The organism is Neisseria basseii (assembly GCF_962707005.1).
Classification (GTDB): domain Bacteria; phylum Pseudomonadota; class Gammaproteobacteria; order Burkholderiales; family Neisseriaceae; genus Neisseria; species Neisseria bergeri.
In genome coordinates this window covers 18,580-36,894 of sequence record NZ_CAUIXH010000002.1, presented here as the reverse complement: position 1 = coordinate 36,894, position 18,315 = coordinate 18,580, and the positions used below count along the sequence as shown (strand labels likewise).

The 18,315-nt window shown below is 53.8% G+C and carries 14 protein-coding genes and 1 tRNA gene; 10 read left to right on the top strand and 5 right to left on the bottom strand.

What is annotated here, in order from left to right; translation table 11 throughout:
* The first annotated feature begins 109 nt into the window (after positions 1-109).
* The 5 genes from Q9I99_RS01360 (at position 110) to Q9I99_RS01340 (ending at position 5,609) form a co-directional block, all read left to right on the top strand.
* Complete coding sequence (locus Q9I99_RS01360) at positions 110-793, top strand: DedA family protein (protein ID WP_301667330.1); 684 nt, start codon at positions 110-112, stop codon at positions 791-793.
* Positions 794-1,046: 253 nt separating this feature from the next.
* Complete coding sequence (locus Q9I99_RS01355; protein ID WP_301667329.1) at positions 1,047-2,039, top strand: asparaginase; 993 nt, start codon at positions 1,047-1,049, stop codon at positions 2,037-2,039.
* 7 nt (positions 2,040-2,046) lie between these two features.
* The gene (locus Q9I99_RS01350; protein WP_301667328.1) at positions 2,047-2,826 is read left to right on the top strand and encodes a TatD family hydrolase; all 780 of its coding nucleotides are present in this window, start codon (positions 2,047-2,049) and stop codon (positions 2,824-2,826) included.
* A 104-nt stretch (positions 2,827-2,930) separates the two neighbouring features.
* On the top strand, positions 2,931-4,007 hold the full coding sequence (gene prfA, locus Q9I99_RS01345; protein ID WP_301667453.1) for a peptide chain release factor 1: 1,077 nt from the start codon (positions 2,931-2,933) through the stop codon (positions 4,005-4,007).
* Positions 4,008-4,610: 603 nt separating this feature from the next.
* On the top strand, positions 4,611-5,609 hold the full coding sequence (locus tag Q9I99_RS01340; RefSeq protein WP_301667327.1) for a 2-hydroxyacid dehydrogenase: 999 nt from the start codon (positions 4,611-4,613) through the stop codon (positions 5,607-5,609).
* A 77-nt stretch (positions 5,610-5,686) separates the two neighbouring features.
* Here the strand turns inward: Q9I99_RS01340 and serS are convergent, their stop codons facing one another.
* A complete protein-coding gene (gene serS, locus Q9I99_RS01335; RefSeq protein WP_301667325.1) occupies positions 5,687-6,982 on the bottom strand; it encodes a serine--tRNA ligase in 1,296 nt (431 codons plus the stop codon).
* A gap of 166 nt (positions 6,983-7,148) precedes the next feature.
* Here serS and Q9I99_RS01330 point away from each other — a divergent pair, with 166 nt between their 5' ends.
* Together Q9I99_RS01330 and parE are read left to right on the top strand one after the other, a co-directional pair.
* The gene (locus tag Q9I99_RS01330; RefSeq protein WP_301667452.1) at positions 7,149-7,670 is read left to right on the top strand and encodes an RNA pyrophosphohydrolase; all 522 of its coding nucleotides are present in this window, start codon (positions 7,149-7,151) and stop codon (positions 7,668-7,670) included.
* Positions 7,671-7,736: 66 nt separating this feature from the next.
* Positions 7,737-9,722, top strand: a complete 1,986-nt coding sequence (parE, locus tag Q9I99_RS01325) for a DNA topoisomerase IV subunit B (RefSeq protein WP_301667324.1) — start codon at positions 7,737-7,739, stop codon at positions 9,720-9,722.
* A 73-nt stretch (positions 9,723-9,795) separates the two neighbouring features.
* On the opposite strand, the gene Q9I99_RS01320 is transcribed toward parE, so the two are convergent.
* Positions 9,796-10,221, bottom strand: coding sequence for a ProQ/FINO family protein (locus Q9I99_RS01320; protein ID WP_301667323.1), 426 nt, complete (start codon positions 10,219-10,221; stop codon positions 9,796-9,798).
* Positions 10,222-10,312: 91 nt separating this feature from the next.
* A complete protein-coding gene (gene aroC, locus Q9I99_RS01315) occupies positions 10,313-11,413 on the bottom strand; it encodes a chorismate synthase (RefSeq protein ID WP_301667322.1) in 1,101 nt (366 codons plus the stop codon).
* A 142-nt stretch (positions 11,414-11,555) separates the two neighbouring features.
* On the opposite strand from aroC, the gene trmA reads away from it, so the two are divergent.
* Together trmA and Q9I99_RS01305 are read left to right on the top strand one after the other, a co-directional pair.
* Positions 11,556-12,659, top strand: coding sequence for a tRNA (uridine(54)-C5)-methyltransferase TrmA (gene trmA / locus Q9I99_RS01310; protein ID WP_301667321.1), 1,104 nt, complete (start codon positions 11,556-11,558; stop codon positions 12,657-12,659).
* A gap of 5 nt (positions 12,660-12,664) precedes the next feature.
* On the top strand, positions 12,665-13,858 hold the full coding sequence (locus Q9I99_RS01305) for an amino acid aminotransferase (RefSeq protein WP_301667319.1): 1,194 nt from the start codon (positions 12,665-12,667) through the stop codon (positions 13,856-13,858).
* Positions 13,859-13,922: 64 nt separating this feature from the next.
* Here the strand turns inward: Q9I99_RS01305 and Q9I99_RS01300 are convergent.
* A tRNA-Arg gene (locus Q9I99_RS01300) sits at positions 13,923-13,998 on the bottom strand.
* Positions 13,999-14,282: 284 nt separating this feature from the next.
* Here Q9I99_RS01300 and Q9I99_RS01295 point away from each other — a divergent pair.
* Positions 14,283-15,122, top strand: coding sequence for a c-type cytochrome (locus Q9I99_RS01295; protein ID WP_301667318.1), 840 nt, complete (start codon positions 14,283-14,285; stop codon positions 15,120-15,122).
* A gap of 314 nt (positions 15,123-15,436) precedes the next feature.
* Here the strand turns inward: Q9I99_RS01295 and gcvP are convergent, their stop codons facing one another.
* Positions 15,437-18,289, bottom strand: a complete 2,853-nt coding sequence (gene gcvP, locus Q9I99_RS01290; protein WP_301667317.1) for an aminomethyl-transferring glycine dehydrogenase — start codon at positions 18,287-18,289, stop codon at positions 15,437-15,439.
* Between the last annotated feature and the right edge of the window lie 26 nt (positions 18,290-18,315).

Here is an 18,315-nt window from a genome sequence, read left to right as displayed (position 1 = left end):
TGCCTTTTTTCCGCTTTCAGACGGCATAATCTTTGATAGAATGCCTGCTTCATGTAGAAAATGTTTCGGTTTGTTCTGACTTTTTATCTCCGACAATGGAATATCCGCCATGTTTGCTTTTTTAGAAGCCTTTTTTGTCGAATACGGTTATGCGGCTGTTTTTTTTGTATTGGTCATCTGCGGTTTCGGCGTGCCGATTCCCGAGGATTTGACTTTGGTAACAGGCGGCGTGATTTCGGGTATGGGTTATACCAATCCGCATATTATGTTTGCAGTCGGTATGCTCGGCGTATTGGTCGGGGACGGCATCATGTTCGCTGCCGGACGAATTTGGGGGCAGAAAATCCTAAGGTTCAAACCTATTGCGCGTATCATGACGCCGAAACGTTACGCGCAGGTTCAGGAAAAATTCGACAAATACGGTAACTGGGTCTTATTTGTTGCCCGTTTCCTGCCCGGTTTGAGAACGGCCGTATTTGTTACAGCCGGTATCAGCCGCAAGGTTTCATACTTGCGTTTTATCATTATGGATGGACTGGCCGCACTGATTTCCGTCCCTATTTGGATTTATCTGGGCGAATACGGTGCGCACAACATCGATTGGCTGATGGCGAAAATGCACAGCCTGCAATCGGGTATTTTTGTTATCTTGGGTATAGGTGCGGCCGTTGTCGCTTGGATTTGGTGGAAAAAACGCCAACGTATCCAGTTTTACCGCAGCAAATTGAAAGAAAAGCGGGCGCAACGCAAAGCCGCCAAGGCAGCCAAAAAAGCCGCGCGGAACAGGCAATAGGGCGGACGGCCTGAAAGGGCTGCCGGTATCGGCAGCCGCCGCGCCTTATTATCCAAAGCCCGGCATCCGGGCGGCCGTAGCTTTTCGGGCTTGCCGGTTTTCAAATGCAAACCGCTGGGAAGGCGGAATATCGGCAGCCGGTGTCTTTTCATTTCAATGCCGTCTGAAGGCCGCTTCCGCCGCCAAATTGCCGGACGGTGCGAAATATAGTTAAATAAGCCGCATCATTATGTTCAGACGGTACGACAATGCTATGAAACAAAAAATCTTCGTCCTCTACACAGGCGGCACCATAGGCATGACCCAAAGCAGCAAAGGCCTGCGCCCCGATACCGCATTGGTCAGCCAAGCCCTTTCCCCTTTTTCAGACGGCCTCGACTTCGAGTGGCACGTCTGCAATCCCTTGATTGATTCCTCCTCCGTCACCCTACAATACTGGTGCGATTGGCTGGACATCATCGCCGACAAACTCCCTTCCTGCGACGGCATTCTGATACTGCACGGCACGGACAGCATGGCGTACACCGCCAATCTCCTCGCGCTCGCCCTGCAAGGTTTGGGCAAACCGATTGTCCTGACCGGTTCCCAATGGCCTTATGCCGCCGAAAACAGCGACGCCCCGCGCAACCTCTCCACCGCCGTTGCCGCCTTCAGCCTCAAGCTCAAACAAACCGTCATTGCCTTTGACGGCAAACTGTATCCCGCCGTCGGCAGCAGCAAAGTCAGCACCGAAACCGCCGCAGGTTTCGACAATCCGCATTTCGGCGCACTTGCCAAATGGGACGAAACTCAAGGCTGGCATAATATCCGCATCCCGTCCCAAGACGCAGCAGCCGTTTCAGACGGCCTCAAAATCCGCTATCCCGATCCTCAGGCAAAAATCGCCGTCCGCACGCTTATCCCCGGCTTTGCCATCCAAGAGCTCGCAGACGGACTCGGACAGCTTCCCGCCCAAGCCTTTATCCTGCAAAGCTACGGACACGGCAACACACCCGCAGACGAAGGTTTCATCCGCGCCGTGCAAGACTTTACGCAGCAAGGCAAATTGTTGCTCAACATCAGCCAAGTCCGACAAGGCAGAACTGCCGCCGTTTACGCGCAAGGCAATGCGTTCCGCAACTCGGGTATCATCAACGGCGGCAAATGCAACCTCGAAACCGCCACCGCACTCATGACCCTCGCCGTATCGCAAGGCTGGGGTAAGGAAGAGGTGGAAAAAGAGTTGGCAAGACTGCAATTATTGTGAAATCGAAATGAACTTCACCGACACCCACTGCCATCTCGCCGATCCCGCCTTACGCAAAAACCTGCCGCATGTTTTGACCGCAGCGCGGGAGGCTGGAGTAGGGCGGTTTATCGTTCCCGCGACTCGGCCGCAGGATTGGCAGGACGTGGCGGATTTGGCGAAAAGGTCGTCTGAAAATCCGCTTTTAGGCAATATCCATATCGCGCTCGGCATCCATCCTTGGTTTTCAGACGACGTTTCCGAACCGGATTTCCGGCATTTGGAACAAGCATTGAAAGCGCGTCCGACGGCATGGGTCGGCGAAATTGGCTTGGATTTTTACGACAAAATCCAAACACCGCAGCAGCGCGAATGGCAAATCCAAGTTTTCAGCCGCCAGCTTGCCATCGCGCAAACCCTGCGCCGCCGCGTGATTATCCATAATCTCAAAGCCACCGCCGACATCGCTGCCGCCGTCAAACAGACAGGCTTTGCCCAAGGCGGCATCGTTCACGCCTTCTCCGGCAGCGCGGAAGAAGCATGCATGTTGACAAAACTGGGTTTCAAAATCGGCATCGGTTCGCTGTTGCTCAACCCGAACGCCCGCAAAATACGCGAAACCCTCAAAACCCTGAATGACACCGATTTCGTCTTGGAAACCGACAGCCCGTTTATGCTGAAAAAGGAGATTAATACGCCTGCCAATATTCCGGGTATTGCAAAGATTGCTGCGGAAATCCGCGGAACCTGTGTAGAAGAGATTGCAAAGGTAACGGAGCGCAATGCCGATGCCCTGTTGGGACGGTAGGTTATCCATCTAAGATTATCTTTTTGAATATTCAGAAAATATATTATAATGACCGCGTTTTGATGCCGTCTGAACATTCAGGCGGCGTTTGTTATGGAAGAATTATGAAGCCGTCTATCTTAGAAAAACTGCAACAACTCGGAGACCGGTTGGAAGAAGTTACCCACCTTTTAGGGCAACCCGAAGCCACGGCAGATATGGACAACTACCGCAAGCTCACGCGTGAACACGCCGAATTGACGCCCGTCGTCGAAGTATTTCAAAACTATCAACTGGCGCAAAGCGACTTGGCAGATGCCGAAGAAATGCTGTCCGACCCCGAAATGAAAGACTTTGCCGCCGAAGAAATCGAAGCGGCAAAAGCCAAAATCAACACGCTCGATACCGAACTGCAAAAACTGCTGCTGCCCAAAGATGCCGACGACGACAAAAACATCTTCATCGAAATACGCGCCGGAACGGGCGGCGACGAAGCCGCGCTGTTTGCCGGCGATTTGCTGCGTATGTACAGCCGCTACGCCGAACGCAACCGCTGGCAGGTTGAAATCGTGTCCGCCAACGAAAGCGAGTTGGGCGGCTATAAAGAAGTTATCGCCCGTATTATCGGCTTAGGCGCGTACAGCCGTTTGAAATTTGAATCGGGCGGACACCGCGTGCAGCGCGTTCCCGCCACCGAAAGCCAAGGCCGCATCCACACCTCCGCCTGCACCGTTGCCGTGATGCCCGAAGCGGACGAACTGGAAGACATCGAGTTGAACCCCGTCGACCTTCGCATCGACACCTTTCGCGCATCCGGCGCGGGCGGGCAGCACATCAATAAAACCGATTCCGCCGTCCGCATCACCCACCTGCCCACAGGCATGGTGGTCGAATGCCAAGACGGACGCAGCCAACACGCCAACAAAGCGCAGGCGATGAAAGTCCTCGCCGCCCGCCTGAACGACGCGCAAAAACGCGAAGCCCAAGCCAAAGAAGCCGCTGAACGCAAATCCCTGATCGGCAGCGGCGACCGCAGCGAACGCATCCGTACCTACAACTACCCCCAAGGCAGGGTAACAGACCACCGCATCAACCTCACCCTGCACAAGCTGGATTTTGTGATGGACGGTGACTTGGAAGAAATCACCGATGCCCTGATTGCCGAACATCAGGCGGAGCTTCTGGCGGCAATGGGCGATTGAGTTTTGTGTCCGGATAAAAAAATCGGTTGCATGATGCGGGATATTTTTTAAGGAAATTTTATGGAGTTTTTTTTAGCGGTTTGGCATTCAATATTTGATTTCATAACTGGTCTATTTATATTTAAACCATGGGAAGAAGATACGGCAGAAAATAAAATAAAAAGTTTAGCTTTACTTTTCTTTCTGACAATTTGCGGCTTTATTTTTTATATTTCAGTCTTTTAAGGCAAAGCACATAAAAAACATGAAAATAATGAAAAATCAATAGCAAAACCGGCGGCATATGGCGGACAGTCTGAAAAATGCCGTCTGAAAAAGAAATGCTTTTTCAGACGGCATTTTTCCGCCGATCGGATGATAAGCGGAAGGGATGCGCCCGCATATTCCCGGCTTTTTTGTTCGGAAATAAGGAAAAAAGGGGATTTGAACGTGCGCCCTCTTTCGGAAACATAAGGTGCAAACGGCGTTCGGACGGCATTTTGACGTGCCGGGCGGTCGGGCAGGGCGCGCCTGCGGCGCAAAACCGCGAAAACAAGCCGCCGGCTCTGCCCGAATCCAGTGTATGATGCCGTTTTCGACAACGGACAAGGGATAGGAATCCGGATGAAGATTGCGATTTACGGTACGAAAAGCTATGACCGCGAACATTTTACCCGCGCCAACCGGCATTTCGGCTTCGAGCTGGAGTTTTTTGATTTCATGCTGGATGCGAAAACGGCGAAAATGGCGGAAGGCGCGGAAGCGGTCTGTATTTTTGTAAACGACGACAGCAGCCGGCCTGTGTTGGAAAAATTGGCGCAAATTGGCGTGAAAACTGTGGCGTTGCGTTGTGCCGGCTTCAATAATGTGGATTTGAAGGCGGCTGAAGAGTTGGGCTTGAAAGTCGTGCGCGTGCCTGCCTATTCGCCCGAATCGGTTGCGGAACATACGGTCGGTCTGATGCTGACTTTGAACCGCCGTATCCACAAAGCCTATCAGCGTACCCGCGATGCGAATTTTTCGCTGGAAGGTCTGACCGGTTTCAATATGTACGGCAAAACGGCGGGCGTTATCGGCACGGGGAAAATCGGTATCGCAACGATGCGGATTTTAAAGGGTTTCGGTATGAACCTGCTGGCTTACGATCCGTTTTGCAACCCCGAAGTGGAAAAACTCGGCGGAAAATATGTGGATTTGGACGAGCTGTATGCCCGATCGGACATCATCACGCTGCATTGCCCCTCCACGCCGGAAAACCACTATATGCTGAACGAAGCGGCATTCGACAAAATGAAAGACGGCGTGATGATTATCAACACCAGCCGGGGCGGTCTGATTGACAGTTCTGCCGCGATTGAGGCGTTGAAACGCCGGAAAATCGGCGCATTGGGCATGGATGTGTACGAGAACGAGCGCGAGCTGTTTTTTGAAGACAAATCCAACGATGTGATTACCGACGACGTGTTCCGCCGCCTGTCGTCTTGTCATAATGTGCTGTTTACCGGCCATCAGGCATTTTTGACGGAAGAGGCGTTGGGTAATATTTCGGAAGTTACGCTGTCCAATATCCGCGAGGTCGGACAGACCGGCGATTGCGGCAATGCGGTTCGTGCCGACGGCTGATGTGTTTTAAGAGTTTAAAGGAAATGCCGTCTGAAACAGGTTTCAGACGGCATTTGACGTTCAGGCAGCCTGCAAACTTATTTGACTTCCAACTTGGCAACGCCACCCATATAAGGCTGCAAAGCGGCTGGGATATTGATACTGCCGTCGGCGTTTTGATGGTTTTCTAATACGGCGACCAGCGTTCTGCCGACAGCCAAGCCGGAGCCGTTCAAGGTATGTACCAAGCGGTTTTTGCCGTTTTCGTCTTTGAAACGCGCCTTCATGCGGCGTGCTTGGAAATCTTCGCAGTTGGAGCAGCTTGAGATTTCGCGGTAAGTGTTTTGCGCTGGTACCCAAACTTCCAAGTCATACGTTTTAGTTGCGCCGAAGCCCATGTCGCCGGTACACAGGGTAATTACGCGGTAGGGCAGTTCCAAAGCCTTCAGGATGTTTTCGGCATGGCCGACCATTTCTTCCAGCGTTTCGTATGATTTTTCGGGATGAACGATTTGTACCATTTCTACTTTGTCGAACTGGTGTTGGCGGATCAGGCCGCGTGTGTCTTTGCCGTATGACCCCGCCTCGCTGCGGAAGCAGGGCGAATGCGCGGTCAGTTTCAGCGGCAGTTCGCTTTCGGACACAATGCTGTCGGCAACGGTATTGGTCAGGGTAACTTCAGCTGTCGGAATCAGATATTGCGTGGTTTTGGTTTCGTCGCCGCCACGGGTAACGTGGAACAGATCTTCCGCAAACTTCGGTAGCTGGCCCGTGCCTTGCAGGGTGGTGTCGTCCACGATATAGGGCGTGTAATGCTCGGTGTAGCCGTGTTTCAGCGTGTGCGTATCGAGCATGAATTGCGCCAGCGCGCGGTGCAGACGGGCGATTTGTCCGCGCATCACGGTAAATCGTGCGCCGGAGAGTTTTGCGCCGCCTTCGAAATCCAAACCCAAAGGTTCGCCCAAATCGACATGGTCTTTGATTTCAAAGTCAAATTCGCGTGGCGTGCCGACTTTGCGGACTTCGACGTTTTCGGTTTCGTCTTTACCGGTGGGTACGCTTTCGTGCGGCAGGTTAGGTATGCTCAACAACCATGCATCCAGTTCCTTTTGCACGGCTTCCAAATCGGCGGCGGCCTGTTCCAAATCGGTTTTGATTCGGGCAACCTGATTCATCGCCGCCTGCGCTTCTTCGTGTTTGCCCTGACCTTTCAGTGCGCCGATTTGTTTGGAAATGCTGTTGCGCGAGGCTTGTAGTTCTTCGGTTTTCACTTGGACGGCTTTTCGCTGTTCTTCCAGCGCATTAAAACGCGCGGTATCGAATTCATAACCGCGTGCGGCCAAGCGTTCCGCCACAGCGGCGGTGTTGCTGCGGAGCAATTGGATATCTAACATGGTCTGATTCCCGAATTAATTTGAAACGTATTATTGTAAACCAAATTCAAGATATTTTCCCAAATCCCCCCGTGTTTCGGCACACGTACCGCCATGCCGTCTGATTTGTCAAAACCGCCTGATTTGTGGGAAAATCGCACGATTGAATTTAACGGAGGGCGACACCGTGTTGGACAGGGAAGGCTATCGCCCCAATGTCGGCATCATCTTAACCAACAACCGCAACGAGGTCTTTTGGGGCAAGCGCGTGCGCGAACATTCTTGGCAGTTTCCGCAAGGCGGCATCAAGCCCGGCGAAAGCCCCGAAACCGCGATGTACCGCGAGCTTTACGAGGAAGTCGGACTTCTGCCGCAACACGTCACAATCGTCGGGCGGACGCGCGACTGGCTGCGTTACGACGTGCCGAACAACTGGGTACGCCGCGAATGGCGCGGCTCTTATCGCGGACAGAAGCAGATTTGGTATCTCCTGCGCCTGACCGGCCGGGATTGCGATGTCAACCTGCGCGCCACCCGCCACCCCGAATTTGACGGCTGGCGTTGGCACCAATATTGGGCTCCTGTTGACGAAGTCATCGAGTTCAAACGCGACGTTTATTTGGGGGCGTTGAAAGAACTCTCCCGCTTCCTGCGCGGTATGGAAAGTTATGAAGACTTTGCCGCCCGCCAACCTTCCGGCAACCGGTAAAACAACGGAACGCAACGCTTTCAGGCCGTCTGAAAGCGTTGTTTTTCTTACTTTCAGATTATTCCTATGGCTAAAAACAACCAATACAGCGAATCCAGCATCACCGTCCTCAAAGGCTTGGAGCCGGTTAAAGAGCGTCCCGGTATGTACACCCGCACCGACAGCCCGACCCACATCTGCCAAGAAGTCATCGACAACGCGGCGGACGAGGCGTTGGGCGGTTTCGCCACGGCAATCGACGTGCAAATTCATGAAGACGGTTCGCTTTCTGTGCGCGACAACGGGCGCGGTATTCCCGTCGGCCTGCACCCTGAAGAAGGCGTACCCGTGGTCGAACTCGTGTTTACCCGTCTGCATGCGGGTGGCAAGTTCAATAAAAAAGACGGCGGCAGCGCGTATGCCTTTTCAGGCGGCCTGCACGGCGTGGGCGTGTCCGTCACCAACGCCCTCTCCACCCGTCTTGAAGTCACCGTCAAACGCGAAGGCAAAATCCACCGCATCGTGTTTGCCAGCGGCGACGTGGTCGAACCGTTGGCGGAAGTGGGCAAATGCGCCGTCAAAGACAGCGGCACCGAAGTGCGCGTTTGGCCGGACGGAAAATATTTTGAAAGCCCGAATTACAGCATTCCCGAACTCGAACGCCTGCTGCGCGCCAAAGCCGTGCTGCTGCCGGGTGTGCGTGTTTCCCTGACCCGCCCGGTCAAAGGCGAAGACGAAGCGCATACCCAAACCTGGCACTACCCCGACGGCCTGAAAAGCTATCTGACCGACCTGATTGCCGACGCGCAGGAAGCCGTGCCGCTGTTCTCCTGCGAAAACTATATTTCAGACAACCACAACGGCGATTTCAGCATCGGAGAAGGCACCGCCTTTGCCCTGACTTGGCTGGAAGAAGGCTCGTGCGCCAACGAAAGCTACGTCAACCTCATCCCCACCCCGCTGGGCGGCACGCACGAAGCAGGCTTGAAACAAGCCGTGTTCAACGCCGTCAACAACTTCATCAATCTGCACAACCTCTTGCCCCGCGGCGTGAAAGTACAAAGTGACGACGTGTTCGGCAAAACCGCCTTCGTCCTTTCTGCCCGCGTCCTCGACCCGCAGTTCCAAGGTCAGACCAAAGACAAGCTGACCAACCGTGACGCGTTGAAACTCGTTGCCACCGTATCGGGCGACCCTTTGGAATTGTGGCTGAACCAAAACGTGGATTACGGCAAAAAAATCGCCGAACTCGCTATCCGTCAGGCACAAGCACGGATGCGTTCGGTTAAAAAGATTGAAAAGAAAAAAGGCAGCGGCGTCGCTGTCCTGCCCGGCAAGCTGACCGACTGCGAAAGCGAAGACATTCGCGAAAACGAACTCTTCCTCGTCGAAGGCGATTCTGCTGGCGGCTCCGCCAAACTCGCCCGCGACAAGGCGACGCAGGCGATTTTGCCCCTGCGTGGTAAGGTGCTCAACAGCTTCGAAGTCCACCCCGACCAACTCTTCGGCAACGCCGAAATCCACGACATTTCCGTCGCCATCGGCGTCGATCCACACGGCATCAACGACAATCCCGATTTAAGCGGCCTGCGCTACGGCAAAATCGCTATTCTGTCTGATGCCGACGTGGACGGCTCGCATATTCAAGTTTTGCTGCTGACCCTGTTCTACCGCCACTTCCCCAAATTGATTGCCGACGGACATATCTACGTCGCCCAGCCGCCGCTGTTCCGCGTCGATGTCAACGCACAAGGCAAAAGCAAACCCGCCCGCAAATTCTACGCCCTCGACCAAAACGAACTTGACGGCATTTTAGAGAGGCTGCAAAAAGAAGGCGTTAAAGAAACTGCTTATTCCATCAGCCGTTTCAAAGGCTTGGGCGAGATGAACCCCGACCAGCTCAAAGACACCACCATGCACCCAGACACCCGCCGCCTGTTGCAGGTGCAAATCCCTGAAGGCGCGGATGACGAGACGCGCGACATCTTCGTCAAACTGATGGGCAAAGGCGAAGCCGCCGCCCGCCGCGCCTGGATGGAACGCGAAGGAGATACGGCGGAACTCGATATTTGAACCGTGATTGCCGCATACGAAAAAATGCCGTCTGAAACCAAATCGGTTTTCAGACGGCATTTCGTTTGGGGATTTATTCTGCTGCGGAAGATTCGGCTGCTTCGGCTTCAACAGACGGCGTTTCGGCGGCAGCTTGGGCGGACTGCTGTTGCAAAGCCTGCTGCACGAAAGGATGGTTTTGCGCGATCGCCTGTTCTTCGGGGGTAACTTCGCCTTTGAAACGGTTGTTCAAATCGAAACGTTTGCCGCCGCGCGCCAAGGCTTTCAGATAACGCGGACGGCGGCAGTGGTTGGCGAGGACGCGTGCAATAAGTGTAGGATCGTATTGGGGCAGCGCGGCAATCAAATCCTGATCGATGCCGAGCGCCAACGGTTTGAAGCGTTTGAATACATCGTATTTGCCGTAGATGTGGTCGGCGATCATTTCGGTCTGTTTCTTTTTGCTCATAGTTTGGACGGCGGATTTCAGTGCCGCACCCAAAGCGGTTTCTTGTGTCATGTCGGTTGTGTTCCTCTAAACAAACCCGTGCGTCAAAGCGGCACGGCAATGCTTGGTATTCTATTATAAAGTCTGTGTTTTGGCTAAATTTTTATTTGTTTGAAAGAGTAATGTCGGGCGTATTAACCTGAACGTCGGCATTTTGCGCACGATGGCGCAGGGCGTGGTCGATTAAAACCAATGCCAGCATAGCTTCGGCAATCGGCGCGGCGCGCAAGCCGACGCAGGGGTCGTGCCTGCCGTGGGTGGTGAGTTCGACGGGGTTGCCGTGAATGTCGATGCTTCGGCACGGAGTGGCGATGGAGCTGGTGGGCTTGATGGCGATATTGACGCAGATGTCTTGCCCGGTGCTGATGCCGCCGAGGATGCCACCGGCGTGGTTGGACAGGAAGCCTTGCGGGGTCAGTTCGTCACCGTGTTCGCTACCGCGTTGGACAACGCTGCCGAAGCCCGCGCCGATTTCCACGCCTTTGACGGCGTTGATGCCCATCATCGCGTAGGCGATTTCGGCATCGAGGCGGTCGAAAACGGGTTCGCCCAAGCCTACAGGGACGTTAGACGCTTCAATATGCAGTTTCGCGCCGACGGAATCCAAGGATTTACGCACGCCGTCCATATAGTTTTCCAAGTCCTCAATTTGGCTTTGGTTCGCGGCAAAAAAAGGATTTTGGGAAATATATTCGCAGCCTTCAAACCGGATTTCTTTTTCGCCGACTTGGGTAACGTAGGCGGTGATTTCCGTACCGAATTTTTCTTTCAGCCATTTTTTGGCGACGGCTCCGGCGGCAACGCGGGCTGCGGTTTCGCGGGCGGAACTCCTGCCGCCGCCGCGATAGTCGCGCGTGCCGTATTTTTGCCAATAGGTATAGTCGGCATGGCCGGGACGGAAGCTGGTGGCGATGTTGCCGTAGTCTTTGCTGCGTTGGTCGGTGTTGCGGATTAAGAGGGCGATGGGTGTGCCGGTGGTTTTGCCTTCGAAGACGCCGGAGAGGATTTCGACTTGGTCGGCTTCGCGGCGTTGGGTAACGTGGCGGCTGGTGCCGGGTTTGCGCCGGTCGAGGTCGGCTTGGATGTCTGATTCGGTCAATGCCAGTCCGGGCGGGCAGCCGTCGATGATGCAGCCCAAACCCGCGCCGTGGCTTTCGCCGAACGTGGTCACGGTGAAGAGTTGTCCGAAAGTGTTGCCTGCCATATTTTCCCTCTGTCGGCGGTATGTTGGAGACGGCGGATTTTAGCATAAAAGCCGGAGGAAAACGGGTTATATGCCGGTAAAGGGGTTGCGTGTTTTGCAGTGAATCGGCTTATAATCCGGTCTGATTTTTCAGGATAGCGATATGAGCGACTACACGCAGCAGCTTCAAGGTAAAAAAGACTACCTTAAAACCCTTTTTGCAGGTTTGGATGTTCCCGAGTGGGAAGTGTACGAATCTCCGGACAAACACTACCGTATGCGTGCCGAGTTCCGTATTTGGCACGAAGGCGGTGAAATGTTTTACGCCATGTTTGAAAAAGGGCAGAAAGCCAGCGGCGCAAGCATGATACGCTGCGACCGTTTTGAAGCAGCTTCCGAGGCCGTCAACCGCCTCATGCCCGAGCTGATCGCCGCCGCCGCGCAATCCCCCGAACTCAAAAAACGCTGGTATGCCGTCGAATTCCTCTCCACGCTCAGCAGGGAAATGCTGGTTACCATGATTTACCACAAAAGGCTTGATGATGAGTGGATGCAGGCGGCGCAAGCGTTACAGCAACAGTTGGATATTTCCGTTATTGGGCGGAGCAGGGGGCAGAAAATCGTTTTAAAACAAGATTACGTAACCGAAACCCTGCGCGTCGGCGACCGCGATTTCCACTACCGCCAAATCGAAGGCAGCTTCACCCAGCCGAATGCCGCTGTGTGCCGGAAAATGCTCGAATGGGCGTGCCGCGCGGCGGAAGGGCTGGGCGGGGATTTGCTCGAACTATATTGCGGAAACGGCAATTTCACCCTGCCGCTGTCCCAATATTTCCGACAGGTTTTAGCAACCGAGATTTCCAAAACTTCAGTAGGTGCGGCGCAATGGAATATTGAGGCAAACGGGATAGGCAACATCAAAATCGCCCGCCTGTCTGCCGAAGAATTTACCGAAGCCTATACCGGCAAACGTGAGTTTACACGTCTTAAGGAGGGTGGTATTGCTTTGACGGATTATGCATTTTCCACTATTTTCGTTGATCCGCCGCGTGCCGGCATCGATGAGGAAACTTTGAAGCTGGTGTCGCAGTTTGACAATATCATCTACATTTCCTGCAATCCCGAAACCCTGCGTGCTAATTTGGACACCTTGGCGGAAACCCATACGGTCGAACGTGCCGCCTTGTTCGACCAATTCCCGTTTACGCACCATATCGAAAGCGGCGTACTGTTGAAAAAGAAAATCCTTGGAAAAAGCAAAAGGTAAGGACTATGTACCGACACGTTGAATATTACCCCGGCGACCCGATTTTGAGTTTGGTCGAAACGTTCAACCGCGACCCGCGCCCTGAAAAAGTCAATTTGAGCATAGGCATTTATTTCGACGACGAAGGCAAAATGCCCGTATTGGAATCCGTAAACCGTGCCGAAACCGCCCGTGCCGCTACACCTGAGCCGTCGCCTTACCTGCCGATGGAAGGTTTGAACACTTACCGCAGCGCGGTGCAGCATTTGTTGTTCGGAAAAGACAACTCCACACTCGCGCAAGGGCGCATCGTTACCGTACAAACCTTGGGCGGTTCGGGCGCGCTCAAAGTCGGGGCGGATTTCCTGCACCGCTGGTTTCCCGAAGCGCGCGCCTACGTCAGCGACCCGACTTGGGACAACCATCGCGGCATTTTTGAAGGTGCAGGTTTCGAGGTCGGCACTTACCCATATTACGACCCCGCCACTGTCGGCGTGAAATTCGACGAAATGACCGCGTTTTTCAACACCCTGCCCGAAAACAGCGTCCTTATCCTCCATCCCTGCTGCCACAACCCGACCGGCGTGGATATGTCGGAACAGCAATGGGACGAAGTGTTGCAAATCATCAAAATGCGCAAACTGATTCCGTTTATGGACATCGCCTACCAAGGCTTTGGCAGCGATTTGGACAGCGATGCCTACGCCGTCCGCAAAGCGGTGGAAATGGATTTGCCGCTGTTCGTCAGCAATTCGTTTTCAAAAAACCTGTCGCTCTACGGCGAGCGCGTCGGCGGCTTAAGCGTGGTTTGCCCGAATACAGAAGAAGCGGAATTGGTGTTCGGACAACTCAAATTTACCGTCCGCCGCATCTACTCCAGCCCGCCCGCACACGGTGCGTATCTCGCCGCCGATGTGATGAACAGCTCCGAACTTTACGCCTTGTGGCAAAACGAAGTTTATATGATGCGCGACCGCATCCGTGAGATGCGGCAGAAACTTTACGGCGTATTGACCGACCGAATCCCCGGTCGCGATTTCACTTATTTCATCAAGCAGCGCGGCATGTTCAGCTACACAGGGTTGAGCGTAGAACAAGTCCGCAGGCTGCGCGACGAATTTGCCGTTTACCTGCTGGATTCCGGCAGGATGTGCGTCGCCGGGCTGAACGCATCGAATATCGCCTATGTTGCCGATGCGTTTGCCGAAGTGTTGAAATAAGAGTTTGAAGTAAGTCAAAAGGCCGTCTGAAAAGTATTTATCTTTCAGACGGCCTCTTTATAATTGGCGCACCCAACAGGGATCGAACCTGTGACCTCCAGCTTCGGAAACTGACACTCTTCCAACTGAGCTATGGGTGCGGAGAACGTAAGGTTAACGTAAATTCTGCAAATTGGCAAAGGTTATCTTGCGCCGTCAGGCGGCGTATGGCGGCATAATGGGAGTTTTCTTGGAGATAATCCAGTATTTTCAACGGATTATTTGTTTTGCACAGATACTGTTGGCAAATTTTTTCATATTTTCAATGATAGCGATTGGAAAGACCCTGTGAATTCAGTATAATCCAGCAAAATATTGTTAACTGCGTTTAACACACCAAACTATAATTTACAGCACAACCTAACCTGACGGCGAGGCCTACCAAATGAAACAACTCCGCGACAATAAAGCCCAAGGCTCTGCACTGTTTACCCTTGTGAGCGGTATCGTTATTGTTATTGCAGTCCTTTATTTCCTGATTAAGCTGGCGGGCAGCGGCTCGTTCGGCGATGTCGATGCCACTACGGAAGCGGCAACGCAGACCCGTATCCAGCCCGTCGGACAATTGACGATGGGCGACGGCATCCCCGTCGGCGAACGCCAAGGCGATCAGGTTTTCAACAAAATCTGTATCCAATGCCACGCGGCGGACAGCAATGTGCCGAATGCTCCGAAACTGGAGCACAACGGCGACTGGGCGCCGCGTATCGCGCAAGGCTTCGATACTTTGTTCCAACACGCGCTGAACGGCTTTAACGCCATGCCTGCCAAAGGCGGTGCGGCAGACCTGACCGATCAGGAACTCAAACGGGCGATTACCTACATGGCAAACAAAAGCGGAGGTTCTTTCCCAAATCCTGATGAGGCTGCACCTGCCGACAATGCCGCTTCAGGGGCAGCTTCTGCTCCTGCCGATAATGCAGCTCCAGCGGAAGCGGGGGCAGAAGACAAAGGTGCTGCCGCACCTGCAGCCGGTGCAGACGGCAAGAAAGTTTTTGAAGCAAGTTGTCAGGCGTGCCACGGCGGTTCAATCCCCGGTATTCCCGGCATAGGCAAAAAAGACGATTGGGCGCCGCGTATCAAAAAAGGCAAAGAAACCTTGCACAAACACGCCCTTGAAGGCTTTAACGCGATGCCTGCCAAAGGCGGCAATGCCGGCTTGAGCGATGACGAAGTCAAAGCAGCGGTTGACTATATGGCAAACCAATCCGGTGCGAAATTCTAAATTCGGATTAAAATTTTGGATTAAATTAAAAAACGGGGCAGGTGTCTGCTCCGTTTTTTTTATGGGAATTTATTTGTTTGTCCGTGTGGGAATGACATCAAAGGGTGCAAATAGGCTTTTCATCTTTGAAATCTGTCTGCCCGATCGGATGAATAAAAAGTAGGATGATAAAAAAGCTGATGTATGGATACTGGTTTAACACATTTATTTTGGAGTTATAGCCGAGATATGTGTATCGGTGCAACCGGCCCGCCGTTGACGAAAATGCCGTCTGAAAGTGTCTCAGACGGCATTTGTCTTCGGGGTTTTAACGGTCAGTCTTCATAATTTTCCATCGGCGGGCAGCTGCACACGAGGTTGCGGTCGCCGTACACGTCGTCCACGCGGTTGACAAAGGGCCAGAACTTGTGTTCGCGCACGAACGGCAGCGGGAAGACGGCTTCTTCGCGGGAATACGGGCGCGCCCAGTCGCCGGTTATATCTGCGGCGGTGTGTGGGGCGTTGGCCAGCGGATTATTGTCTTTCGGCCATTCGCCGTCGATGACTTTCTGCACTTCGCGGCGGATGGATTTCAGGGCGGAGATGAAGCGGTCGAGTTCGGCTTTGCTTTCGCTCTCGGTCGGTTCGATCATCAGCGTACCGGCAACAGGGAAGGAAACTGTCGGCGCGTGGAAACCGTAGTCCATCAGGCGTTTGGCGATGTCGGTTTCGGTGATGCCGCTTTCGGCTTTGAGCGGACGCAAATCGACGATGCATTCGTGCGCGACACGGCCGTTTTTACCTGTGTAGAGAATCGGATAATCCTCGCCCAAGGCTTTGGCGATGTAGTTGGCGTTGAGCAATGCGCGGCGCGTTGCCTGTTCCATACCTTGTTTGCCCATCATGGTCAGGTACATCCAAGTAATCGGCAGGATGGATGCAGAACCATATGCTGCGGCAGCCACGGCAGTTTGATTGGCACTGGCGCTGTGGGTGTCGGTCAAGGTATGGCCTGGAGCAAATGGGGCGAGGTGGGCTTTCAGACCGATGGGACCCATGCCCGGACCGCCGCCGCCGTGAGGGATGCAGAAGGTTTTGTGCAGGTTCATGTGCAACACGTCCGCACCGACTTCGGCAGGCTGCATGATGCCGATTTGGGCGTTGAGGTTGGCACCGTCCATATAAACCTGTCCGCCGTTTTCATGGACGATGCGGCAAATGTCGCGGATGCCTTCTTCGTACACGCCGTGGGTGGACGGGTAAGTAATCATGATGGCGGACAAAGCGTCGCGGTGTTGCTCGGCTTTGGCTTTCAAATCGTCGATGTTGACGTTGCCGTGTTCGTCGGTGTCGACAACGACGACTTTCAAGCCCAGCATGGCCGCAGTCGCAGGGTTGGTACCATGGGCTGATTTTGGAATCAGACAGATGTTGCGGTGTCCCTCGCCATTGGCTTCTTGATAGCGGCGGATGGACAGCATGCCGCTGTATTCGCCCTGCGCGCCTGAGTTGGGCTGGAAGGAAATCGCGTCAAAGCCGGTGATGGCTTTCAAGCTGTTTTCCATATCGGCGAGCAATTCGCGGTAGCCCGCGGTTTGCGCTTCGGGAGCGTAGGGATGGATGTCGGAGAACTCCGCCCAAGTAATCGGCAACATTTCCGCAGTGGCATTGAGTTTCATGGTGCAACTGCCCAGCGAAATCATGCTGCGGTTCATCGCCAAATCGCGGTCTTCGAGTTTTTTCAGGTAGCGCAGCATTTCGTGTTCGGTGTGGTAACTGTTGAACACAGGATGTTGCAGAATATCGTCCTGACGCAGCAATTCTGCATTCAGACGGCCTTTGACATCATCGGCAAATGCGAACGTATCCTTGCCGGTAAACGCGCGGTACAAATCAACCAAATCTTCGCATGCCGATGTTTCGTGGAATGCAGCCGCAACTTGAGTATCGTTAACGCGGCGCAGGTTATAGCCCGATTCCAAAGCAGCGGCAAACACTTGGTCTGCTTTCTCTTTGTTGCCGAAATCGACGGTAACGGTATCGAAGAAGACCTTATGAACCACATTCAGGCCGTCTGAAACCAGCGCATCGGCAAAGGCAGAAGCCAGCGCATGAATGCGGTTGGCAATGCGTTTCACACCTTCAGGGCCGTGGTAAACGGCATACATACCGGCCAAGTTCGCCAGCAATGCCTGCGCGGTACAAATATTGGATGTCGCTTTTTCGCGGCGGATGTGTTGCTCGCGGGTGGACAACGCCATGCGCAAGGCAGGTTTGCCCGATGCGTCTTTGGATACGCCGATGATGCGGCCTGGAGCGGAACGTTTGAACTCGTCTTTAAACGCGAAATAAGCAGCGTGCGGACCGCCGAAGCCCATCGGTACGCCGAAACGTTGGGTGTTGCCCAAAGCAATATCCGCGCCCAATTCGGCAGGTGATTTCAGTAAAACCAAGCTCATGATATCAGCGGCAACGGCCACGATTGTGCCTTTTGCTTTCAGACGGCCGATAACATCCTGCAAGTCTTGCACGTCGCCGTCTTTGCCGACGTATTGGAACAGCGCGCCGAAGTATTTGCCTTCATCCGCTTGGGCAAAATCGCCGACCACCAATTCAAAGCCGAAATATTTGGCGCGGGTTTTCATCACGTCCAAAGTCTGCGGATACACGCGCGCATCCACAAAGAAACGCTCGGATTTCACTTTGCCCACGCGGTGCGCCATCGCCATTGCTTCGGCGGCGGCGGTTGCTTCGTCCAACAAAGACGCGCCCGCCACAGGGAAACCGGTCAAATCGATGCACACTTGTTGGAAGTTCAACAACGCTTCCAAACGCCCCTGCGCAATTTCCGCCTGATATGGGGTGTAGGCAGTGTACCAACCCGGATTTTCCAATACGTTGCGCAAAATCACGTTCGGCACGCGGGTCGGGTAATAACCCAAACCGATATAGGACTTGTTGATCACGTTTTTCGACGCAATGCCTTTCAATTTCGCCAATGCGTCCGCCTCGGTCAAGGCCTCGGGCAAATCGAGTTCAGACGGCATACGGATGCTTTGCGGCACGGTATTGCCGACAAAATCGTCCATACTCTTCTCGCCGAGCGTTTCCAAAAGCGCGGCCTCGTCGCCGAAACTCAAATGTCGCGCGGCAAATTCGTTGGGGTTGAACAGTTCGGACAGTTTCATTTCTACTCCTTCGGGTTTGTAGGGCT